Below are 22,404 nucleotides of genomic sequence, written 5' to 3' on the forward strand. Positions count from 1 at the left end.
CGCCAAGCTTCGATCATCGGTTTCTTGGAGAAACCGATCACGAATGACAAAATCAGCCAAAGACGTACAAAATGCCCAAGACATTTGACCCGAGGTCCTTTAACTTTACGATGCCCCCTTTACATTTCTGCAAAGCACCAATCTTTCCTAGCGGAACTGATTGGCGAGTTGACTTCCGTCTGGGGAATTCCTTCTTGTTTACCTACTATTTACCATAAAGCGCGGTGACGCTGGCAAGCCCTGCATCGCAGCCAACCCATGTCCCTTCGGTGGGTGCTGCATGAGAAGCAAGGTTGAGAGCCTATCGCGCCCTCGTTCCCTCGCGATTGGTAAAATGCGCATTCCCCAACCCCGTGCCGATGGTCAGCACTGCCCATCTCGACACGTCGTTCATGAAAGGGATCTGCGACAGTCCTTGCACGACGGCATCGTTGTGCATCATCACGAATGTGCCGTCGTCACCGATCTCCGGAATGGCCTTCATCAGCGCGGCAGGAAGGTTGAAGCTGTCGCTCTCCCAGTTTCCGCCCGGCAAGTTCTGTCCGCCGCGTTCGATGGAGCCATCGGCTTTGATGATGCCGGGACATGCGATCCCGATGATGGGTGCCGGCTTGAGATTGGCCTTCTCGGCCTTGCCGATCAGATCCCGCAACATCGCGGCCAACTTCTCGATGGTCGCAGTCCGGCTCGGCTCGTCGTCGGCATGACGCCAGATGGCTGATTCCCAGACGCTCGCATCCCCAAAATTCGGCACATCGTCCTTTCCGAATTGAACGACGCCGGCGCGAACATTCGTGCCGCCGATATCGACGGCGAGAATCGCCTCGTGGCCTTTGAACATCCAGCGCGGCATCAGATGGACCGCGCCGATCAGTCCGGCCTCATCGGGGTGGTGAACGATCGGCACGACCTCGACGTCGATGCCGGCCGCCTTGAGAATAACCATCGTCCTGGCGATCGCCAGTTCGCCAAAGTGGCTCCGCCGGAAGCCGCCGCCAACGACGATGCGTTCCGTCTTTCCCCAGCGTTTGTCTTTCAGGAACTTTCCGATCACGTCGGCAAAGTCCTGGGCGAAGTCCTCCACAGCCCCCATGACCAATGCCGCCGCCTCCATATCGTCGCCTTTCAGAAAGGCATCGATCTTCTTCTTGGAAAGCTTCGCCGTCGCGGTTTTGCCGATCGGATCGTCTCCGACCTTGCGGATGCGTTTTCTCCAATCGTCGAGCTTCTGTTGGAAAGTCTTCTTGTTCGCATTGTCGCCAACGAAACCATCCTTGTCACGCAGTTCGTTGTTGTAGTCGTCGATCGTCACCAATGGCAGGTTTAAAGCGCCATGTGCCAGCGGGGCATTGACCTCATCACGGGGATCGGAACTGCTTTTGGCCATCAATGTACCTTCTACGGCGCGAGTGCTCGAACGGGCGGCGAGATACAACGCGGACTAGCCTCAGGATGTTCCGGCGTCTGAAAAGCCACCTTGTCCTTGTCGACCGGCGACCTAGCTTCAATGGTTGCAGAGTTTGGAGAATGCCGTGCAGGACGACGACGCTACCCAGGAAATGCTTTCGCTGGTCTTGGAAGAGCCCGACCACTGGGCGATGTTTCTCGATATCGACGGGACGCTGCTCAATCTTGCGCCCACGCCGGATGCGATCGAGGTCCCGGAGGCTCTTCCCGGTCAACTTCATCGCCTGTCGAACAAGCTCGGCGGTGCCCTGGCGCTGGTCACTGGACGATCACTTGCTTATGCAGACGAGCTGTTCAAACCCTTTGAATTTCCGACGGCAGGCCTTCACGGCGCCGAAATCAGGAACGCTGCGGGCATGCAGACGGTCGAGGCGACAGCTGAGTTTCAGGCGCTGAAGCATGCGCTGACCGCGGAAGCCGAGCACTATCCTGGAGTCTTGATCGAGGATAAGGGTGCGGCCGTTGCCGCCCATTACCGGCTCGCGCCCGAATATGAAAAGGTGCTCGAAGACCGCATGCACCACTATGCGGAGCTCGCCGGGCCGAACTGGGCATTGCAGCTCGGCAAGATGGTATTCGAACTGCGTCCGGCACGGTCGAGCAAGGGCGATGCGTTGGAGCGGTTTTTCCAGTCCGACCCCTTCAAGAACCGCTGCCCGATTACCATCGGCGATGATCTGACCGACGAGTCGATGTTTGCGATCGCCAATGCGCGTGGCGGCGTTTCCGTGCGTGTCGGCGCGATCGGCGCCCCGAGCTGCGCCACGAGCCGGCTGTCCTCCTCTGCGCTGGTTAGAAACGTCATTGCCGCCTTGGCCGCCTGAGGAGCGCTCGTAATGCGGATTGCTGTCGTCTTTACGCCGGCTGCGCAGCGTCTATTGTCAAAAAAGTATCGGTTTTGACGGGGAATCGTGGTGGCGGGCGTGACACGAGCCCACTACACTCCCCTTCAACAATAAAGCCAAAAAGGGAATTTGGCGTGCGGGCCTGGAACCCGCCCTCGGAGGAGGAAACAATGGAACCTGACTTGGAAGTCGTTCAGATCCGGCCGGGCGAATCCTTCGCAGCGAAGGCGCATGGCTATCCGTACCATACGGTTCGCTGGCATTTTCATCCGGAATACGAACTGCATCTCGTCGTGGCGACAACCGGACGCTATTTCGTCGGCGACTTCATCGGCGAGTTCGAGCCCGGCAATCTAGTGCTTGCCGGCCCCAATCTGCCCCACAATTGGATCAGCGACGTTCCCAAAGGATCGAGCATTCCGCTTCGTTGCCAGCTCATCCAGTTCAGCGAGAATTTCATCAGCGACACGATGAAGGTGCTGGCCGAGCTCGGTCCCTTCGAGCAGGTGCTCGAGGCCTCCCGCCGCGGTGTGCTCTTCGGCGCCGAGACCAGCCGGCAGGTCGCGCCGCTGATGAACGAGGTGCAGCAGGCCCACGGCGTGCGTCGCATCGAGCTCTTCATGATGATCGTCGGTCTGCTCAGCCGGGCACAGGATGCGCAGCTTCTCGCCAGCCCGAGCTATCTGCCCGATCCCTCGGGCTACATGTCGGCAGGCATCAACAAGGCGCTCGCCTATATCCGGGAGAACCTGACCAAATCCTTCGACGAAGCCGATCTCGCGGCGATTGCCGGACAATCCACAGGCGCCTTTTCACGCGGCTTCCGCCGCCATACCGGCATGTCGCTCGTGCAATATGTCAAACGCCTGCGCATCAATCTCGCCTGCCAGATCCTGATGAGCGACGAGCACGCATCGATCACCGATATCTGCTTCGAGGTCGGCTTCAACAATCTGTCCAACTTCAACCGGCAATTTCTCGCGGAGAAAGGCATGACGCCATCCCGCTTCCGCCGATTGTTGGGCGACAATATCGACGTAGCGAAGGCGGCCTAAGCAAGCCGAACGAACAGAGTTCAAGGATACGCAAGCAACAATGTGCCGAAGACGGCGATAGGGAGGACAAGGAGGAGGAACGAAAACGACACTGACGTGAACGTGAGCGCGCAACGAGCGGCTCGCGAGAGGAGACGCTCGTCCTCAAAAAACGCAAACCGCCGGGACAGGCGCACCCGTTCATTCGGCCGAACGGCCACAGCACAACATTGCATCACGAAGCTACACGATTTTTTCCAACGGGAGGAGATGGAAATGATGAAATTCTCGACAAAGATGGCAGGCGCCGCGGCACTTGTCCTATCCCTGCTGGGCGGCACGTCCGCCTTTGCTCAAACGGCCGTTGCCGACGCAACGGTCGCATTCCTGATGCCGGACCAGGGCTCGACGCGCTATGAGGAGCACGATCATCCGGGCTTCGTCGCGGAGATGAGGAAGCTCTGCGCCTCGTGCAAGGTCATCTATCAGAATGCCGATGCCGATATCGCCAAACAGCAGCAGCAGTTCAATTCGGCAATTACCCAGGGCGCCAAAGTCATCGTGCTCGATCCGGTGGATTCGGCGGCAGCCGCATCGCTTGTCCAGCTCGCCCAGAGCCAGGGTGTCAAGGTCATCGCCTATGACCGCCCGATCCCGAAGGGCAAGGCCGATTTCTACGTTTCCTTCGACAACAAAGCGATCGGCAAGGCGATTGCGGAATCGCTCGTCCAGCATCTGAAGGCGAAGAATGTCCCGACCGATGGCGGCGGAATCCTGCAGATCAACGGTTCGCCAACCGATGCGGCCGCAGGCCTGATCAAGGACGGCATTCATGAGGGTCTCTCCAGCGGCGGCTACAAGACGCTTGCCGAGTTCGACACGCCGAACTGGCAGCCGGCGAATGCCCAGCAATGGGCAGCCGGCCAGATCACCCGCTTCGGCAAACAGATCGTCGGCGTCGTCGCCGCCAATGACGGCACCGGCGGCGGCGCCATCGCCGCCTTCAAGGCAGCTGGTGTCGATCCCGTGCCGCCGGTGACCGGCAATGATGCGACGATCGCCGCGCTGCAGTTGATCATATCAGGGGATCAGTACAACACGATCTCCAAGCCGAGCGAAATCGTCGCCGCCGCCGCAGCCGACGTTGCCGTGAAGCTCTTGGCGGGAGAAACGATCAAGGCCGAGATGACGCTTTACGACACGCCCGCGCAGCTCTTCGTGCCCGCTGTCGTCACTGCCGAAAACCTCAAGGCCGAGATCATCGACAAGAAGATCAACACCGCCGAGGAACTGTGCACCGGCCGTTATGCCGACGGCTGCAAGAAGCTCGGCATCAGCAAATAAGCAAGCCAAGGGAAAGCGCGGCCGGATCGCCGGTCGCGCTTCCGGTTTTCGCTTCTTTCCGAAAGGCCAGACGATGTCTGACACCTCTCATATTCTTGACGGCTCCCGCCAGCCTGTCCTCAGCCTGCGCGGAATATCGAAGAACTTCGGGGCCGTGTCGGCGCTCACCGATATCGACCTCGACGTGCATGCCGGCGAGGTCGTGGCGCTGGTCGGCGACAATGGCGCCGGCAAATCGACGCTGGTCAAGATCCTGGCCGGCGTGCATCAGCCGAGCTCGGGCACAATCCTGTTCGAGGGCAAACAGGCAAATCTCTCAAGCCCGAGTGCCGCCCTCGACCTCGGCATTGCCACCGTCTTCCAGGATCTGGCACTTTGCGAAAATCTCGACGTCGTCGCCAATATCTTTCTCGGCAAGGAGCTCAATCCTTTCCAGCTCGACGAGGTCGCCATGGAGATCCGCGCCTGGAAGCTGCTGAACGAGCTTTCGGCCCGAATCCCAAGCGTGCGTGAGCCCGTCGCCTCGCTCTCCGGCGGGCAGCGCCAGACCGTGGCGATCGCCCGGTCGCTGCTCCTCGCGCCGAAACTGATCATGCTGGATGAGCCAACAGCAGCCCTTGGTGTTGCCCAGACCGCCGAGGTGCTGGATCTGATCGAGCGCGTGCGCGCACGCGGCCTCGCCGTCATCATGATCAGCCACAATATGGAGGATGTGCGCGCGGTTGCCGACCGCATCGTCGTCCTTCGGCTCGGGCGCAATAACGGCACTTTCGTGCCCGATGCCTCCAACGAAGAGCTCGTCAGCGCGATCACCGGCGCATCCAACAATTCCGTCTCCCGCCGCGCCATGCGCCGCAAGGCGCAAAGCCAAGAGAATGAGGAGGGCAGGGCATGATGAAGACCTTGCAAAATGAACCTGCGGCACCTGCACTCCTCGACCGGCGTGACGAAAGAGTGCGCCATGACGATAGCCTTGCCGGCTCGATCCGCGCCTTCTGGGATCGCGTCCGCTCCGGCGACCTCGGCTCGCTGCCGGTCATCGTCGGCCTGGCGATCATCTGGACGGTGTTCCAGGCGCTCAATCCGGTGTTTCTCTCCAGCGCCAATCTCGTCAACATGCTGTTCGACTGCTCGACGGTCGGCGTCATCTCGCTCGGCATCGTCTGCATCCTGATGGTGGGCGAGATCGATCTTTCCGTCGGCTCGGTCAGCGGTTTCGCCTCGGCACTCACCGGTGTCTTCTGGGTAAACCAGGGCTGGCCGGTCATCATGGCGGTCCTCGCCGCGATGATCGTCGGCGCGCTGATCGGCGCGCTCTATGCCTTCCTGTTCAACCGCTTCGGCATGCCGAGCTTCGTCTCCACCCTGTCAGGGCTGCTCGCGGTTCTCGGCCTGCAGCTCTATATTCTGGGCGCGACCGGTTCGATCAATCTCCCCTATGGCTCCTGGCTGGTGAATTTCGGCCAGATCATGGTCATGCCGGACCCGGTCGCCTATCTGCTGGTGGCGCTTGGCGGCATTGCCTTCTTCCTCGCGAGCTACCGCACCTCGGCGCGCCGGCGGGCAGCCGGCCTGTCGTCGAAATCGGTCGGCGGCCTGTGTCTCCATGCCGTCGTCATCACGGTCGCCCTGGCGGCGGTTGCTTTCTATCTCAACCAGTCGCGCGGCATCCCCTGGATGTTCGGCCTCTTCGTCGGGCTCGTCGCCGCCATGAACTATGCGCTGACGCGCACCAAATGGGGACGCTCCATGCATGCCGTCGGCGGCAACAGGGAGGCCGCCCGCCGCTCGGGCATCAACGTGTCGCGCATCTATACGAGCGCCTTCGTCACCTGTGCCCTGCTTGCGGCGACCGGCGGCGTGCTTTCGGCCGCGCGGCTCGCGACCGCAAGTCAGCAGGCCGGCACGGGCGACGTCAATCTCAACGCCATCGCGGCGGCGGTCATCGGCGGCACGAGCCTGTTCGGCGGGCGGGGCAGCGCCTATTCGGCCCTTCTCGGCATCATCGTCATTCAGTCGATCGCCAGCGGGCTGACGCTTCTCGATCTGTCATCGTCGCTTCGATACATGATCACCGGCGCCGTCCTTGCCGTTGCCGTCATCGTCGACTCGCTGGCACGCCGATCGCGAATTTCGCACGGCCGGGCCTAAACCATAGAAAAGCAGAGGAAGAAAATGGGACAGGATCTGTCTGGAAAGGTCGCAGCCGTCACCGGGGCGGCGTCGGGTATCGGCCTGGAATGCGCCAAGGCCTTGCTCGCTGCTGGCGCCCGGGTCGCGCTGGTCGACCGCAATGAAGACGCCTTGAGGGAAATCTGCTCGAAACTCGGCGCGAAGGCCATTCCCTTGGTCATCGATCTCACCGATCCGAAAAGCGTGACGCGGATGATGCCTGAGATCCTGGGAAAAGCCGGCCAGTTGGATATCTTCCATGCCAATGCCGGTTCCTATATCGGCGGCGAAGTGCTGGGCGGCGACCCCGATGCCTGGGACCGGATGCTCAATCTGAACGTCAATGCCGCCTTCCGCTCGGTGCATGCCGTTCTGCCGCATATGGTTGAGCGCAAGACCGGGGATATCATCCTGACGAGTTCCGTTGCCGGCATGATCCCAGTCGTCTGGGAGCCGATCTACACAGCCTCGAAACATGCCATCCAGGCTTTCGTCCACACGCTAAGGCGGCAGGTGGCCAAGCATGGATTGCGCGTCGGCGCCGTCGCTCCGGGCCCGGTCGTCACCGCTCTTATCAGCGATTGGCCGCAGGAGAAGCTGGAAGAGGCACTCGCTGCAGGCGGCCTCATGGAGGCGAACGAAGTGGCCGAAGCGGTGCTCTTCATGCTGACGCGTCCACGCAACATCACCATCCGCGATCTCGTCATCCTACCGCAGAGTGCCGATATCTGACGAAAGTGCGAACGGCTGCTCAGAGCAATTCCAGCAAAAGTGTGCAGGGGTTTTGCCAGGCAAGGCGCGAAACACTTTTGCCGCAATTGCGCGAAAACAAAGAGATAGAGCATTTTCATGTTTCGAAGAAAAACGGAAATGCCGTAGGAGGAAGAAAACATGATCTTCGACAGATTTCGCCTGAACGGTCAGGTGGCGCTGGTGACCGGCGGCACGCGCGGCATCGGGCTTGCCATTGCCGAGGCGCTCGGCGAGGCGGGCGCCAAGGTCATCATCACGGGCCGGGCTCGCAATGCGGCGGCGGAAGACCGGCTCTCCAAGGCCGGCGTCGATTGCGATTTCATCGCCGCCGACCTGATGAAGGAAAGCGCTGCCGACGAACTCGTCACGGAGACCCTTTCACGGGCGGGCCGGCTCGACATCCTCGTCAATAATGCCGGCATCGCCATTCATGGCGACAGCGGCGAGTTCTCCGATGCCATCTGGCGCGAGATCATGACCGTCAATGTCGACGCCGTCTTTCGCGCCTGCCGCACCGCACTCGCTCCCATGCGGCGCCAGGGCGGCGGCGTCATTCTCAATATCGGCTCGATGTCGGGCATCGTCTCCAACATTCCGCAGAACCAGGTCGCCTATAACACCTCCAAGGCGGCCGTCCATATGATGACGAAGAGCCTCGCCAGCGAGGTTGCCGCCGAAAACATCCGCGTCAACGCCATCGCGCCGGGCTATATCGAAACCGATCTATCGCGCGGCGGCATCGACAATCCCGACTGGTTTCCGACCTGGCGCAGCATGACCCCGATGGGACGCGTCGGGCAGCCGGAGGAAGTGGCCGGCGCTGCACTGTTCCTCTGCTCGGCGGCAGCAAGTTACGTCACTGGCGAAGTGCTTGTTATCGACGGTGGTTATACGACCCGATAAGACGCTGGGTCACCGCGTTGGGTAGGGCAGGGTGGTGCCGCCCCCACGAGCTTCAGGCACATTCTCAACCCTTTGAGAACTGAACGGGGAGGGTGATTTCGAACGCGGCGCCGGCGCCGGCCATCTGCAGCAGGCGGATCGTACCGCCATGCGAGCCCAGCATGGCGCGGACGATACCCAGACCCATGCCGGTACCACCCTGTTCGCGGCGGGTTGAGAAGAACGGCTGGAAGACGCGTTGGCGATTTGCCTCGGAAATACCGCCGCCATCGTCGCGAACGAGAATGACGACTGTTCGCGGCCCAGCTGACACGGCAAGTTCCAACGACGTGGCGCCGTGCTGAAGGGCATTCTCGGCAAGGTTGGCAAAGACGATGCCAGCGGCTTCCTGAGGAAGAGCAACCGATATTTCCGTATCGCCTCCGCCTGAGATATCCAGGGTGGAAAATCGCCCGCGCAGTGAGGATAGGATGTCCATGACGCTGCTTTTGCCCTCGGCTACAAGGGTTTCCGCCTGCGCAAGTTCCCTCAGCCGCTGCAACAATGCATCGAGCCGGACTGCGTCGGCGACGATGTTGTCGAGAAAGTGCGAACGCTCTGCCTCCGTCATCGGCCTCTCGGCATCGTCATCACGCAAAAGCTCTGCCGCACCCCGGATAGCCGTCAGCGGCGATTTCAGCTCGTGGGAGACATGGGCGGCAAAGGAGCTGATATATTCGGTGCGATCGACTAGTTTCCCGGCAAGATCGAGGAAGCTTTGCGACAGTACGGCGATCTCACGCGTTCCATAGCTTTCAAGCGGCCGGATTGCCCCCTTGCCGCCGCGGGCGATCTCTTCGGTACGGCCGATCAAAGCGTTGATCGGGCCGGTGATGGTGCGCGTCAGCACATAGGCAACGCCGAGCGTCAGTATGAAGACCGTGGCGAGGGCGCCGATTTCCGCCGGCGCCATTCGGCCCGAACTCACGTCAAAGGCACGAAACCAGATGACGATCAGGATCGGCAGCGCCATGACGGCAAGAAGCACGACATAGACGATCAGCGCCAGCGTCGGCCGCCATTTCGTCCTGACTTTGAGCGCCGGCATCAGGCCTTCCTCCCGATTTCAGTGCCGAGTTTGAAGCCGATGCCGTGAACCGTCGCGATGATCCCTTGGCCGCCGGCCGTCAGGAACTTGGCCCTGATGTTGCGGATATGGCTGTCGATCGTCCGGTCAGCGACATAGGTGCCGGCGCCATAGGCCGCTTCCATCAATTGTTCGCGGCGGAAGACCATATCGGGGTGTGACAGCAATGCGTCCAGAATGGCGAATTCGAGCGCCGTCATCGGGATTTCGCCATTGCGGAAGGTGACTGTCCTGCCGCGGCGATCCAGGCTGAGTTCACCGGCGACGAGGGTGGCGTGACGCCTCTGGGGCTCAGCCCCATTGCCGCTGCGCTTCAAGATCGCCTTGACCCTAGCCACGAGCTCGCGCGGGCTGAAGGGTTTGGTGACATAATCGTCTCCCCCGATTTCGAGACCCAGCACCCTGTCGATCTCCTCGTCGCGCGCCGAAAGAAACAGGATCGGCAATCCCGACGTCGTGCGGATCTGGCGGCAAACCTCCAGACCATCCATATCCGGCATGCCGATATCGAGAACGATCAGATCGATATTGCCGCGCCGAAAGGCCGCCATCGCCTCGGTGCCGTTGCGGGCGACCGTCGATGTCAGGCCGGCGCGTTCAAGGGCGAAGCAGATCACATCGCGGATGTGAGGTTCGTCATCGACGACGAGAATGCGGGGTGCCATCACCGGTCCTGCGTTGGTTTGTCATGCCTGTTGTTATCGTTCTCGCTCTATCTTGCAATGGCGGCGGGAGACAGAAGGTGAGTATCCAATCGCGCCGCGCGGAAGGTCCAGTTCCGCCAGTCACGGGGGCGCCGTTCAAAATCCCTGACGAGATCGTATCGAATTTCCAGCGTTTGATTCCTCTTATCGACCAGGTGATCCGGCAACATCTGGAGATAGAGATCGAGCGCCGGAAGGACCGAAGGACCGAGCGAGGAGAGATAAGAAAGGTCGAGCGGCGGACCGTCCTGGTTGATTTCCTGGCTGTGGACGACATTGAAGCGGGCGATCACAGCCGGGAAATCGATGAAGGCGCTGATATAGAGAACCGCAATGAGAGAAGCGAGGTTCATGGCGACCAGCCACTCGTTGGAGCGGTTGAGAAGAATGCGCAGCAGGATCAAAGCAAGGCCGATGGCGACGATGCCGATCCAGACACCGGCGGCGACACGCAATTCCGTCAGCGAATAGGCCCCGACGTAAAGGTCGAGCCGCAGCATCGATGACAGGCAGAGAAGAATGTTCTGACCGATCCAGGCGTGGACGAGACCGCGGATCAGCGCACTATGATCACCGGGCCCGCCGCGCCGCATGGCGAGAAGGACGAAACCGGCGGCAAGCAGCGCTGTCGCGATCAGCGGATAAGCGCCGCGATGAGCATATTCGGCATGGCTCATGTGATCGGGCAGATCCGCACCGCCCCAGAGATAGACGAGATCGAGAAGTGTCTGTACGGCAAAGACCGCGTTGAACAGGATCAGCGAGCGCAGCAGCGAGGCATGGCCGAGCGGCGCATTTCTGGTGGGCACGATCATGAAGGCCCTGTCGGCCTGCGACCTCGCAGCGCGACGCTTCAGGCGCGGCCGCAGCATCGCCCAGACCGTAACGGCGATCATGATCCAGAACCCGATCCGCCAAAGATCGAGAAATTGCAGCAGAACGGCAAAGCGAATGCTGCGCAGCGCACTCTCGATAAGCGGGTTCGCCGCCGCAAAGAGAGACACGAACACCGCCGCGAGAACGAGCGGCATGACCCAAAGGCCGACGCTTTGGCGAAACCCGACAAAGGAGAAACGTTTGGCCGGCGTCGCAAGGTATTTCCAGCAATCCTCCGCAAGCCGCAGAGGAATGACGAGGGCGAAGCGAAAAAATGCCCGGGGCAGGCCGGTGAGGCGGCGGGGCATGAGCTGGGCGCTGACCAAAGCAACCGCCATCAGCGCGCCGAGGCAAAGGGCAAAGCCCGTCAACGAGGGCGCCTCCAGCAAGGGTGCCGAAGCCAGGAACAAGAAAACCAGCAGGAAAGCCGCCGTCAATGGCGACGGCTTCTTCCGAGCCGAGAGCAGAATGCCGCCACAGACGGCGAAGGCAAAGAGAAAAAGGTTTATCCCGGGCGCGGAGCCGAAGATCAGAAAATCGGCAAGTGCAACAAGCGCAAACAGGACGGCAATCCGGCCGCTGCCACGTTTGATCGGCATCGGTTCCGTTAGGGTATTGGTTGTGTCCATTGCTGCTCCTCTCGCAGATGCGGCTTTTCGATCAGGATGAGCGTGTCAACCGGGTCCACCGCGGCAGGCGTGCCTTGACGTCCGCTTGCCGCGACCAGCCACCATCCGTCGTTGCGCAGCCTATCCGGCAAGGCGGGTGGGGTGACGCGGGGCGGGATGTCGTTCTTGCTCATGGCGGGAAGATGCCGCGCCGGATTGCAGATTTTGTGCAGAGAGTGAGGAGCAATTCAGGAAAATCGACCTGGTCGGCGAGGCCTCGAAGAGAGCTCCGAGGTCAGATCCTATGAAGGTGGTATTGGGTTTATGATTGCCGTGGATGGAATTGCGACGATCGCGATATTTGGATCGCCGCATGCAGTCCAAGGAGGGCCAAGACGGCGAGCATCACCTCACCAGGCGATGTTGCGCCGTCTCGTTCACCGAGTGACTTGCCGGAATTTGTGAGAAGATCGTTGAAGAGTGAGAGGAAGCCTCATCGGAATCTTGGCGCACGCTTGGCATTGTGCAGCAGTTCGCAGGCGGTCGCGAACGGCCCGAAAAGTTTGAGCAACAGCGCTTGTTGCTCGGCATCTATACGGTGACGAGCGCAGAACTCGGTTACGGACCAGACTTTCGTCAGATCGTCTGTTTCGATTTGGCTGGGTTCGATGTGTTCGGTCAAGGGCGTATCCTCCGAACATCGAGACTACCGCTCCCCGGCGTTTATAAGAACTAGCTAAAAAGAATTATGCCGCAAATGTGATTGGGTCGTGTCTGGCCTTGCGTTGAAACAAGCGAATATACGAAAAACGCCCGCCGATTGTGCGGCGGGCGTCGTGCCTCACTGATCTATTGCCGTTGATCAAGCAATATGAGTGGCATCAAAATCCGTGCCGGTGATGTTGAGTGTCACCTTGGCAGTGTCCGTGTGGCCTTCGCCATCGGAGATCTTGTAGTAGCGGAGAACTTCCGTGACATGATCGCCGGCAGCGATGTTTGACGTCAGCTCATAGCTGAATGAACCATCTGCCTTGACGTGGAACGTGCCATAGGTGCCGGCAACGTCGGTAACGGCGCCATCCTTGGCGTTTACCTGTGCGCCCAGGAACTGACGGAGGATGAGCTTGCCGTTGTCGCCGGCAATATCGTTGGCGAGAACGTTGCCGGCGAGGGCGCTGCCTTCGGTGAAGTTGAAGGTATCGTCGACGGCGACCGGCTTGACCTGGGTTACGCCCTGAATGTTCAGTGTGAAGAGGCCGACATCGGTATGACCGGCGCCGTCTGAAATCTTGTAGGAAACCTTTTCAACCAGCGTCTCACCGTTGGTGAAGCCGATCTTGGCGGCGTCGCTCAACACGTAGGTGTAGCTGCCATCCGGCTTGACGAAGAAGGTGCCGTAATCGCCATGGATCTCTGTGACCTGGTTATTGCCCTGCTTGGCGCCAACGCTTTCGCCGTCGAAGGCGGGGAGGAACAGGTGGCGCTGACGCCCTCCCGCCATCCGTTGCAATCGAAGCCGCCGATACCTATGTTGCCGATGTGCCCGATCCAAGCGAAATCGAAGCCGTTGTTGGCTTGATTGAGGCGCTTATGCATCGGCGCGCACCTGGCGCATCGGCCCGGAAATCGGAATCGATCTTCGGAAAGCACGATGCGTAGAGTCAACGCGTTAGCGTGATGGCGATCCCACAAACAATCGATGAAGCCGGCCACGGCCGACGAAGGATTTCTTTTTGAACAACATACATACAGCCACCGCGCTTGCCGCGGCAAACTCGCGCAGGAGTGAAGAGGTCATCCGCGACGCTGCCGGGACCTGGAAGCCGTCCCCCTGCCTTCTCACGCGCCGCGAATTGCAGGCTCTGATCGCCGAGCAGCTCGGCTGAGCAGCGATCGGCGCATCATTCGAACAAGGAGAACTCGGAATGCAGGTACTCGTCAGAGACAATAATGTCGATCAAGCACTGAGAGTCTTGAAAAAGAAAATGCAGCGCGAAGGGTTGTTTCGTGAAATGAAGGAACGGCGCGCTTATGAGAAGCCGTCCGAACGACGCGTCCGGGAAAAGGCGCAGGCGATCAGTCGGCAGCGCAAGGCTGCACGCAAGAAGATGCAGCGCGAAGGCTTGATCGCCGGGCCGAAGCGGGCGGCGCTCACCCGTTAACAGCCTCATCCTCACCGGCCTTCCCCCGGCTTGGGCGGTTGCATCCCGTGAAAGGACAGACAATGGACGAACTCAATAGCCTCACCGTTTCGGAAGAACGCCTCGAGGATTGCCGCGATGTCGTGGAGCCGGATCTGCAGGATCTGATCCAAAGTGCTTTGACATCGGGCTTTTCCCGGGAGGAAATCCTCATCGCCGTCAGCGAACTGGTTGCCGAAGACTTCGCAATGGTGATGAAAACCCCAAGCGTCCATTGAGGAATGGGTGCAGTGAACGGGCGGTGCAGACGGATCTTGTTTGCAGTAGCCGACGAGACACTCCGGGTCTCGAACAGCAAGCCTGATATGGGCGATAATGCCCGAATTCAAGCTTTGACGCATGGAAGCGCCCAACGAAGATCGGAGGCATGGCTCAAGCCCGCAAACGTCAAGTCTGGTTTGCCGATGCCTTGACAAAATCGATGAAAGCCCGGAGCGGCGCAGGCACAAGGCGTCGTCCGGGATAATAGAGGAACGGCCCGGAAAAGCTCTGCCACCACGGTTCGAGAATGGGTTCCAGCGCACCACTGTCAAAATGCGGGCGCAGCCAGTCCTCGAAAACGAAAATGATGCCTATGCCCGATATCGCTGCGTCGACGGCAAGATCCATTGCCCCGCCGACCCTGACGATCAATGGTCCCGAAGGTTCGACCCGTACCACCTCGCCGTCTCGCTCGAATTCCCAGGGCGACGTCAGCGCACCGCTGGCAAAACGGCCCAACAGGCAGGCATGGCCGAGCAGTTCGCTCGGATGTTGCGGCCGGCCATGGCGGTCGAGGTAATCAGGCGAGGCCGCGCCGGCAAAACGCTGGATACGCGGCCCGATCGGCACCGCAATCATATCCTGCTCCAGCCGCTCGTCATAGCGGATGCCGGCGTCGCAGCCGGCAGCAAGCACATCAACGAAACTCTCTTCGGCAATCACCTCGAGGCGAATGTCGGGATAGGCGGCAAGGAACGGGGGAACGATGGCGGGCAGCACCAGCCGCGCCGCGCTGACCGGCACATTGAGCCGCAACGAGCCGGCCGGCCTGTCGCGAAACCCGTTGACCACATCGAGCGCGGACTCCACCTCTGCCAAAGCAGGGCCGAGCCGCTCCAGCAAGCCCTTGCCCGCTTCGGTCGGGACGACGCTGCGTGTCGTGCGGTTGAGCAGCCTGACACCGAGCTCGGTCTCAAGACGACGCACTGCCTCGCTGAGAAAGGAGGCGCTGCTGCCGCTGACACGTGCGCCTTCGCGAAAACCACCGGCCCGCGCCACGGCAACGAAGGCGTTGAGATCACCCAGGTCTGCTTTCACTGTTCGCCACTCCGCACGGCCCGTGCAGATTGTACCTAATTATCACGCGCGGCGACAACGCCTATCTTGGTCTCATCTCTTGAAAGGAGTGAGATCATGCCCACCATCGATCAATCCGGAACCTTCAATCTCGGCGGCCGCAAGGTGAAGCGGCTCGGCTACGGCGCCATGCAGCTTGCCGGGCCCGGCGTGTTCGGTCCGCCCAAGGATCATGGCGCAGCCCTGGCGGTGCTGCGCGAGGCGGTTGCGAGCGGCGTCAACCACATCGACACCAGCGATTTCTATGGTCCGCACGTCACCAACCGGATCATCCGTGAAGCGCTCCACCCCTATCGCGACGATCTCACCATCGTCACCAAAATCGGCGCCCGACGTGGCACCGACGGATCCTGGATTCCGGCCTTCTCGCGGGCGGAGCTGACGCAGGCAGTCCACGACAACCTCCGCAATCTCGGCCTGGATGTGCTTGACGTCGTCAACCTCAGGATCATGTTCGATGTGCATGGTCCGGCCGAGGGGTCGATAGAAGCGCCCCTGACGGTGCTTGCCGATCTCCAGCAGCAAGGACTCGTCCGACATGTGGGCTTAAGCAACGCCACATCGAGGCAGATCGCCGAAGGGCGCGGAATTGCCGAGATCGTCTGCGTGCAGAACCAGTATAATCTGACGCAGCGGGCCGACGATCGCCTGATCGACGACCTCGCGCGCGACGGCACCGCCTATGTGCCGTTCTTCCCGCTCGGCGGATTCACCCCGTTGCAATCGTCCACCCTGTCCGATGTCGCCGCTCGCCTTGACGCCACGCCCCTGCAGGTCGCACTCGCCTGGCTGCTGCGTCGAGCGCCGAATATCCTGCTGATCCCCGGCACCTCGTCCGTCGGCCATCTCAGGGAGAACCTCGCCGCCGCCGGGCTGGTGCTGCCGGATGATGCTGTCTGGGAATTGAACCGCATTGCGAATATCGCTGCCTGACGGCATCCTGAGCTCGCGTCACGCTCTCCCGCGCGGCATAGGCGTTGCCGGATCGCCAGCTGAGTGATTTCATGCTGGGTGGAATTGACCATACGACCGGGAATCGTGCCTCACGGCCGTTGAAAACGTCAAAGGCTTTTCAAGTCGGACGATAGCATCAGGATGGCTTCCTTGTGAGAAGCTCATAGGCCGCGAAGGCCACTGACATCGCCAGAAAAACCACGAGTGCCAACGGATAATTGGCACTCGTATTCGGATCGACCAGCTTGGGTATGCCGATGACCGTGCCGGCCGCCAGAACCGCCGACAGCGCGACCTCCCTAACGATCAATTTCGAAAAGCTCGTCATGACCGACCTCCTGTCGCCTCAGTGGGAATCTCAAAGCGAAGCTAGTGCCCGCTGGGGAATGGTCCAGAGGACTGGCCAAGGCCGCGCTTTCAATAGCGCTCCGGCACGTGCATTTCAGGCGGAACCGGCGCCCTGTTGTAATCGGCATGACGGATACGGTCCGGCAGCTCGATCTCCGGCTTCGGAACATCCTCGTACGGAATCTGCTCAAGAAGATGGGCGATGCAATTCAGCCGCGCCCGCTTCTTGTCCACCGCCTGTACCACCCACCAAGGCGCTTCCTTGGTGTGCGTGCGCGCCAGCATTTCTTCCTTGGCCTTGGTATATTCCTCCCAATGGACACGGCTTTCCATATCCATCGGTGAAAGCTTCCATTGCTTCAGCGGATCGTGGATGCGCATCTTGAAGCGGAATTCCTGTTCCTCGTCGGTGATCGAAAACCAGTATTTGATCAGCACGATTCCGGAACGGACCAGCATGCGCTCGAATTCAGGCACCGAGCGGAAGAACTCCTCGAGTTCATCAGGGGTGCAGAACCCCATCACCCGCTCGACACCGGCGCGGTTGTACCAGCTTCGGTCGAAGAGCACCATTTCGCCGGCTGTGGGAAGATGCGGGACATAACGCTGGAAATACCATTGATGGCGCTCCCGCTCGGTCGGGGCAGGCAGCGCGACGGTGCGGCAGACGCGCGGATTGAGCCTTTGGGTGACGCGCTTGATCGCGCCGCCTTTGCCGGCCGAGTCGCGGCCTTCGAACAGCACCACCACCTTCAACTGCTTATGCTGAACCCAATCCTGCAGCCGCACCAACTCATGCTGCAGCCTGAAAAGTTCCCGGAAGTAGATCTTCCGCTCAAGCGTCTGCTCGGCCGGTTCCGACATTCCTTCAGCGACCAGATCGTCCAAGCGATCTTCTTCCATCTGCATTTCCAGCTCCTCATCGAAGCTGTCGGCGATTTCGGCCTTTATCCGGTTGAGCTGGTCCTGATGTGATTGCGACATGGCCTTTTCCTTCTGCTTTTTTTGACAGGAGCATGTCCGTGCGAAGTTTGTGTGACGACCACGCATAGAAGACCAAAACGGCTACTCGCGCCTCTCGTTCCCCGCGCTCGGCAGAAGCAGGATGAGCGCGCCTACAGCTGCCCTGCTCGGTACTGCTGGACAAGGTTCCGGCAGGCGCGGATTGTCAGGGCCATGACGGTGAGCGTCGTGCCGGCGATACCGCTGCCGGGGAAGGCGCTGGCGTCCGTGACGATGAGGTTCGGAGCATCCCAGACCTGGTTATAGGGATTGAGCACCGAAGCCTCCTGGGTTTCGCCCATGCGGGCACCGCCCGTCTCATGGATGGCCGCGCCCATGCACATCGTCTTGCGAAACCATGTGCGGAACATGAAGCGGCTGAAGGCATCGGCGTCGGGGAAGGCGCCCTTGCCCATCTCCTTGAGGCCGGTCGGCGAACCGATGAATTCGAGCTCGCCGCCGACCTCCCTGATCATCGCAATCAGCGTTTCTTCCTGCTTTCTGAGCAGCGTCTGCTCCTCCTCCTGCATGACGCAACGGATATGCGGCACGGGAATGTTCCAGGCATCCCTGCGCCTGGCATCCAGCGTGATACGATTGTCGGCATAGGGCAGCATGCGGCCGAAGCCGAAGAAAGCGAGACGCGCATCGGTCTCCCCGGAGACCGGCGCACGGCCGACGCTACCCTGGTAATCGAAATCGCCGCGGTCGACATCCTCCTCGCCGAAGCGGGGAATGAAGATCCCGCCCGATGGATTGTAGAACGGATCGGTCGGCGCGGACTCGTCCGCCGCCCAGCCCTTCGCCTTCGAAAAGGAACCGAAGGCGAGGCATGGAAGCTGGTCCATGAAATAGCGGCCGAGGACGCCCGAGTTGTTGCCGAGCCCATCAGGATGTTTCGCCGACGCCGAATTCAGCAGAAGCCGCACGCTCTCGATCGGCGAGGCCGAAAGCACCACCGTCGCGGCGCGCACCGTCGATACCTCGCCCGTGTTGCGATCGATGAACTCCGCGCCGGTGGCGCGGCCGGTCTTCTCATCAGTGGTGATACGGCGAACGACGGCATCGTAGCGGACGGCCAGCCGGCCGCTGGCCTTGGCTTCGCGCAGCGGCCGCGGCATGCGGTCGGCGTCGGGCGCGATATAACGCCAGGAGACGACGTTGCGTTCCGGCCATCGGCTTTCCACCGCCTGCTTGAAGATTTGTTCGGCCGGCGTCAGGTTTGCCGGTTTCGCATAGACGCCGTCCGGCAGCGTGGCGACGTTATCCGTATTGCCGTAGAGCCCGAGATAGGCCTCCACCTCGTCGTAGAAAGGCGCCAGTTCGTCATAGGAGATCGGCCAGTCCTCGCCCTTTCCCAGGCGCGAGCGGATCTTGAAATCGTCGTCGGTCCAGCGCAGCAGCACGCGGCCGAAACTGTGGAGGCGCCCGCCGCCCTGGCGGCCGCGGATCCAGAGGAAGGGTTCGCCCTTCGGCGTCGTATAGGGGTTCTTGCGGTCATTGACGAAGAAGTGGCTGAAGCGCTCGGAAAAAAAAGCCGCGCGCGCCTGGATCGGCTGGCCCTTGAGGGTGGCCCACGCACGCTCCCAGATATTGATGCTGCTTGCCGGCGCCTTCTTACGGGCCGGGTCGAAATCCCTCGGCCCGACGGCGGGACCGGCCTCGAGCAGCAGCACCGACAGTCCCTGTGCCGTCAGTTCTTTTACCGCAAATGAACCCGCCGCGCCGGAGCCGATCACCAGCGCATCATAGACGATCTCAGACATGTCTTTTTCAAATCCTGTCCTGGAGCAATCCTCAAAACGGCGCGAAATGCACCCGGAATTGCGGGAAAACAAAGGGACGGCGCGTCACAGCCGCGATCCGTCAGCGCCGAAGAGGGAGGCCTTGGCGATATCGAGCCCGGGAGTCAGAACATCGCCGGGCTCAAGGGCCACGTCACCCATCAGCCGGAGCGAGAGGCTTTGGTCCGCCCAGTCGAACCAGACAACAGCATCCGAACCCATCGGCTCGACGACGGAAACGCGGCCCGGAATGATGGGCAGGCCGCTCGCAGCTCCATCGAGCGCAAGGTGTTCCGGGCGAAAGCCAAGGGTAGCAGGACCTTCCGCCGCGACTGCACGGAAGGAATAATTGGAGAGATCGATGCTCAGCCCGTTACCCCGGAAGACGGGCGCCGCCCCGTCGCCGCGCTCGATCCGGCCCTCGATGAAATTCATGGCCGGAGCGCCAATGAAGCCGGCAACGAAGAGGTTGGCCGGGCGGCGGTAGATCTCGGCCGGCGAGGCGAGCTGCTGGATCACACCGTCGCGCATGATGGCGATACGATCGGCAAGGGTGAGGGCCTCGACCTGATCGTGGGTGACGTAGATCATCGTGTTGCCGAGGCGCTGGTGCAGCTTCTTGATCTCGACGCGCAATTCGTTGCGCAGTTTGGCGTCGAGGTTCGACAGCGGTTCGTCGAACAGGAAGACATCGACTTTGCGCACCAGCGCCCGGCCGATGGCGACGCGCTGGCGCTGGCCGCCCGATAGTTCGGCAGGGCGCCTATCGAGCAGCTTGTCGAGCTGGAGAAGGGCAGCTGTGCGGGCGACACGGGCCTCGATCTCGGCCTTCGGCAGACCGGCGACGCGCAGACCGAAGGAAAGGTTCTTGCGCACCGACATGCGGGGATAGAGCGCGTAGGACTGGAAGACCATGCCGATGCCCCGGTCTTTCGGCTCCTCCCAGCTGACATTCTTGCCCGAGATCCAGACCTCGCCCGATGTAATGTCCTGCAGGCCGGCAATGGCGTTCAAAAGCGTGGACTTGCCGCAGCCGGAAGGGCCGAGGAGCACCAGGAACTCGCGCGGTGCGATGTCGATCGACATCTTCTCGATCACCGTATGGTCACCATAGGCGATCTTCAGGTCCTTGACAGAGACGGCAGATTGCATGGAAGCGTTACCCCTTGACTGCGCCGGCCGCGATGCCGCGCACGAACCAGCGGCCGGACAGGAAATAGATGGCAAGCGGAACGATGGCGGTCAGGATCGTGGCCGCCATGTTCACATTGTAGGTACGCTCGCCCATCGTGGTGTTGACGATATTGTTGAGCTGCACGGTCATCGGCAGGTTGTCGCGCCCGGCAAAGACGAGACCGAGCAGGAAGTCGTTCCAGATGCCGGTGAATTGCAGCATGGAGACCACCACGACCATCGGCACGGCAATCGGCAGCATGATCTCGAAAAAGATGCGCCAGAAGCCGGCGCCGTCGACGCGTGCCGCCTTGCAGAGCTCCTCCGGGACGCTGACGAAATAGTTGCGGAAGAGCAGCGTCACCAGCGGCAGGCCGAAGATGACATGGACGAGGATGATACCGGGCAGCGAATTGTAGAGATCGATATTCGCCATCGCCCGGACCATCGGATAGAGGAAGATCTGGTAGGGGATGAGGCCGCCGGCCATCAGCAGGCCGAAGAGCAGGTTTGCCCCGCGCGGGCGCCACAGCGACAGAGCATAGCCGTTGACGGCGCCTGCGAAAACCGAGAGCGCGACCGAGGGCATGGTGATCGCCACCGAATTCCAGAAACCGCTGCGAATGCCGACGCAGACGGTTCCCATGCAGGCGCCCGACCAAGCGGTCACCCAGGCGGAGAAATCGAGCGTCGTCGGCAAGGCGAAGATCTGCCCGAGCCGGATTTCGTCCATGGACTTCAGCGAGGTGACGACCATAGTGTAGAGCGGCAGGAGGAAGAACAGCGCTGCGACGACAAGGAAGGCATAGAGGCCGATGCGCCCGGCGGTGATCTGTGCCGGCTTCGGGCCGTTCGGATGAGGATCGGCCATCACGCGGCTCTCTTTGCTTGGTCACGCATGTGCATCGCATAGCGGAAGGGGGCGACGGCGACGATCACGCCGAGAACAAGCACCGTCGCGCCGGCTGTGGCGAGGCCGAGGTTCTGGCGCCCGAACAGATTGTCCATGATGAATTTCGCCGGCACTTCCGTCGCATTGCCGGGGCCGCCATTGGTCATGGCGACGACGATGTCATAGGTCTTGATCACGCCCATGGCGAGCAGCATGCCGGCCGCGGCCAGCGCCGGTCCGAGCTGCGGCAGGATGATCGAGACATAGATCCGCCAGACGGGAATGCCGTCGATCCGCGCCGCCTTCCATTGCTCGGCCTCGATGCCGCGCATGCCGGCGAGTGCAATGACCATGACGAGCCCCGCACCCTGCCAGACGCCGGCAAGCACCAGCGCATAGATCGCCATGTCGCGATTGACCACCCAGTCGAGGACGAAGCTTTCCCAGCCGAGCGAGCGCACGCTTGCCTGGATGCCGAGCGTCGGATTGAGCATCCATTGCCAGATCAACCCGGTCACCACGAAGGACATGGCGTAGGGATAGAGGAATATGGTCCTGAAGGCGCTTTCGAATCGGATCTTACGGTCGAGTGCCGCGGCCAGCAGGAAGCCGAGCAGCAGGCAGCCCGCGACGTAAAGAACGCCGAAGATCAGCACGTTTTGCAGCGATGCCAGCCATTTGGCGGAAGAAAAGAGCTTCGAATATTGCGCGAAGCCGACATAGGTCGAGGACGGAAAGAGCGTCGAATTGGTAAAGGACAGGCGGATCGACCAGGCCATGGTACCGATGAAGACCACGACCGCGACGAACCAAGTCGGCAGCAGGGCGATGGTGGCGGAAAGATTGGGCTTGCGTTTGATGGACATCGGCCAGCTCGTTG

Annotated in this window: 25 protein-coding genes; 11 read left to right on the forward strand and 14 right to left on the reverse strand. The window is 61.1% G+C overall.

The window, feature by feature from the left end; genetic code table 11:
- Positions 1-301 precede the first annotated feature (301 nt).
- A complete protein-coding gene (locus tag QMO82_RS00295; RefSeq protein ID WP_183610251.1) occupies positions 302-1,387 on the reverse strand; it encodes an ROK family protein in 1,086 nt (361 codons plus the stop codon).
- A 124-nt stretch (positions 1,388-1,511) separates the two neighbouring features.
- Here QMO82_RS00295 and otsB point away from each other — a divergent pair, with 124 nt between their 5' ends.
- The 7 genes from otsB (at position 1,512) to QMO82_RS00330 (ending at position 8,518) form a co-directional block, all read left to right on the forward strand.
- Positions 1,512-2,291, forward strand: coding sequence for a trehalose-phosphatase (otsB, locus tag QMO82_RS00300; protein WP_027682973.1), 780 nt, complete (start codon positions 1,512-1,514; stop codon positions 2,289-2,291).
- A 191-nt stretch (positions 2,292-2,482) separates the two neighbouring features.
- On the forward strand, positions 2,483-3,367 hold the full coding sequence (locus QMO82_RS00305) for an AraC family transcriptional regulator (RefSeq protein WP_183610252.1): 885 nt from the start codon (positions 2,483-2,485) through the stop codon (positions 3,365-3,367).
- Positions 3,368-3,616: 249 nt separating this feature from the next.
- Positions 3,617-4,690, forward strand: a complete 1,074-nt coding sequence (locus QMO82_RS00310; RefSeq protein WP_183610253.1) for a sugar ABC transporter substrate-binding protein — start codon at positions 3,617-3,619, stop codon at positions 4,688-4,690.
- A 73-nt stretch (positions 4,691-4,763) separates the two neighbouring features.
- Positions 4,764-5,585 carry an ATP-binding cassette domain-containing protein gene (locus QMO82_RS00315; protein ID WP_183610254.1) on the forward strand — a complete coding sequence of 274 codons (822 nt, stop codon included), beginning with the start codon at positions 4,764-4,766 and terminating at the stop codon, positions 5,583-5,585.
- Positions 5,582-6,841, forward strand: coding sequence for a sugar ABC transporter permease (locus QMO82_RS00320; protein WP_183610255.1), 1,260 nt, complete (start codon positions 5,582-5,584; stop codon positions 6,839-6,841). Before QMO82_RS00315 ends, QMO82_RS00320 begins: the two co-directional genes overlap by 4 nt.
- A 24-nt stretch (positions 6,842-6,865) precedes the next feature.
- Entirely contained in the window at positions 6,866-7,594 is a 729-nt protein-coding gene (locus QMO82_RS00325) for an SDR family oxidoreductase (protein WP_183610256.1), read from the forward strand.
- A gap of 159 nt (positions 7,595-7,753) precedes the next feature.
- Complete coding sequence (locus QMO82_RS00330) at positions 7,754-8,518, forward strand: SDR family NAD(P)-dependent oxidoreductase (RefSeq protein ID WP_183610257.1); 765 nt, start codon at positions 7,754-7,756, stop codon at positions 8,516-8,518.
- A 64-nt stretch (positions 8,519-8,582) separates the two neighbouring features.
- Here QMO82_RS00330 and QMO82_RS00335 read toward each other — a convergent pair whose 3' ends face one another.
- The 6 genes from QMO82_RS00335 to QMO82_RS00360 form a co-directional block, all read right to left on the reverse strand.
- Positions 8,583-9,605, reverse strand: coding sequence for a sensor histidine kinase KdpD (locus tag QMO82_RS00335; protein ID WP_183610258.1), 1,023 nt, complete (start codon positions 9,603-9,605; stop codon positions 8,583-8,585).
- On the reverse strand, positions 9,605-10,309 hold the full coding sequence (locus QMO82_RS00340; protein ID WP_183610259.1) for a response regulator transcription factor: 705 nt from the start codon (positions 10,307-10,309) through the stop codon (positions 9,605-9,607). Before QMO82_RS00340 ends, QMO82_RS00335 begins: the two co-directional genes overlap by 1 nt.
- A 47-nt stretch (positions 10,310-10,356) precedes the next feature.
- Positions 10,357-11,853 (reverse strand): DUF4153 domain-containing protein, encoded by a 1,497-nt coding sequence (locus tag QMO82_RS00345; RefSeq protein WP_183610260.1) that lies wholly within the window; start codon positions 11,851-11,853, stop codon positions 10,357-10,359.
- On the reverse strand, positions 11,832-12,026 hold the full coding sequence (locus tag QMO82_RS00350; RefSeq protein ID WP_183610261.1) for a hypothetical protein: 195 nt from the start codon (positions 12,024-12,026) through the stop codon (positions 11,832-11,834). The genes QMO82_RS00345 and QMO82_RS00350 overlap by 22 nt, the downstream gene beginning before the upstream one ends.
- Before the next feature lie 299 nt (positions 12,027-12,325).
- Positions 12,326-12,514 (reverse strand): hypothetical protein, encoded by a 189-nt coding sequence (locus QMO82_RS00355; protein ID WP_028757536.1) that lies wholly within the window; start codon positions 12,512-12,514, stop codon positions 12,326-12,328.
- A 180-nt stretch (positions 12,515-12,694) separates the two neighbouring features.
- Positions 12,695-13,333, reverse strand: coding sequence for an Ig-like domain-containing protein (locus tag QMO82_RS00360; protein WP_277546355.1), 639 nt, complete (start codon positions 13,331-13,333; stop codon positions 12,695-12,697).
- A 232-nt stretch (positions 13,334-13,565) separates the two neighbouring features.
- On the opposite strand from QMO82_RS00360, the gene QMO82_RS00365 reads away from it, so the two are divergent.
- The 3 genes from QMO82_RS00365 to QMO82_RS00375 all read left to right on the forward strand — a co-directional run bounded on the left by QMO82_RS00365 (position 13,566) and on the right by QMO82_RS00375 (position 14,251).
- On the forward strand, positions 13,566-13,718 hold the full coding sequence (locus QMO82_RS00365) for a hypothetical protein (RefSeq protein WP_183610262.1): 153 nt from the start codon (positions 13,566-13,568) through the stop codon (positions 13,716-13,718).
- Positions 13,719-13,757: 39 nt separating this feature from the next.
- Positions 13,758-13,994: a 30S ribosomal protein S21 gene (rpsU, locus tag QMO82_RS00370; RefSeq protein WP_183610263.1), complete on the forward strand. Its 237-nt coding sequence runs from the start codon at positions 13,758-13,760 to the stop codon at positions 13,992-13,994.
- Between the two features lie 62 nt (positions 13,995-14,056).
- The gene (locus QMO82_RS00375) at positions 14,057-14,251 is read left to right on the forward strand and encodes a hypothetical protein (RefSeq protein ID WP_028755951.1); all 195 of its coding nucleotides are present in this window, start codon (positions 14,057-14,059) and stop codon (positions 14,249-14,251) included.
- A gap of 169 nt (positions 14,252-14,420) precedes the next feature.
- On the opposite strand, the gene QMO82_RS00380 is transcribed toward QMO82_RS00375, so the two are convergent.
- Positions 14,421-15,332: a LysR family transcriptional regulator gene (locus QMO82_RS00380; RefSeq protein ID WP_183610264.1), complete on the reverse strand. Its 912-nt coding sequence runs from the start codon at positions 15,330-15,332 to the stop codon at positions 14,421-14,423.
- 96 nt (positions 15,333-15,428) lie between these two features.
- Here QMO82_RS00380 and QMO82_RS00385 point away from each other — a divergent pair, with 96 nt between their 5' ends.
- Positions 15,429-16,304 carry an aldo/keto reductase family oxidoreductase gene (locus QMO82_RS00385; RefSeq protein ID WP_183610265.1) on the forward strand — a complete coding sequence of 292 codons (876 nt, stop codon included), beginning with the start codon at positions 15,429-15,431 and terminating at the stop codon, positions 16,302-16,304.
- Positions 16,305-16,461: 157 nt separating this feature from the next.
- Here the strand turns inward: QMO82_RS00385 and QMO82_RS00390 are convergent, their stop codons facing one another.
- The 6 genes from QMO82_RS00390 to QMO82_RS00415 form a co-directional block, all read right to left on the reverse strand.
- Positions 16,462-16,653, reverse strand: coding sequence for a hypothetical protein (locus QMO82_RS00390; RefSeq protein WP_097620044.1), 192 nt, complete (start codon positions 16,651-16,653; stop codon positions 16,462-16,464).
- A gap of 89 nt (positions 16,654-16,742) precedes the next feature.
- The gene (ppk2, locus tag QMO82_RS00395) at positions 16,743-17,657 is read right to left on the reverse strand and encodes a polyphosphate kinase 2 (RefSeq protein ID WP_097620045.1); all 915 of its coding nucleotides are present in this window, start codon (positions 17,655-17,657) and stop codon (positions 16,743-16,745) included.
- A 131-nt stretch (positions 17,658-17,788) separates the two neighbouring features.
- On the reverse strand, positions 17,789-19,441 hold the full coding sequence (locus QMO82_RS00400) for a GMC oxidoreductase (RefSeq protein WP_183610266.1): 1,653 nt from the start codon (positions 19,439-19,441) through the stop codon (positions 17,789-17,791).
- Between the two features lie 84 nt (positions 19,442-19,525).
- Positions 19,526-20,611 carry an ABC transporter ATP-binding protein gene (locus QMO82_RS00405; RefSeq protein ID WP_183610267.1) on the reverse strand — a complete coding sequence of 362 codons (1,086 nt, stop codon included), beginning with the start codon at positions 20,609-20,611 and terminating at the stop codon, positions 19,526-19,528.
- A 7-nt stretch (positions 20,612-20,618) separates the two neighbouring features.
- Entirely contained in the window at positions 20,619-21,503 is an 885-nt protein-coding gene (locus tag QMO82_RS00410) for a carbohydrate ABC transporter permease (RefSeq protein WP_183610268.1), read from the reverse strand.
- Positions 21,503-22,390, reverse strand: a complete 888-nt coding sequence (locus QMO82_RS00415) for a carbohydrate ABC transporter permease (RefSeq protein WP_183610269.1) — start codon at positions 22,388-22,390, stop codon at positions 21,503-21,505. Before QMO82_RS00415 ends, QMO82_RS00410 begins: the two co-directional genes overlap by 1 nt.
- Positions 22,391-22,404 lie beyond the last annotated feature (14 nt).

Origin of the sequence: Rhizobium sp. BT04 (genome assembly GCF_030053135.1) — a bacterium.
Taxonomy (GTDB): domain Bacteria; phylum Pseudomonadota; class Alphaproteobacteria; order Rhizobiales; family Rhizobiaceae; genus Rhizobium; species Rhizobium binxianense.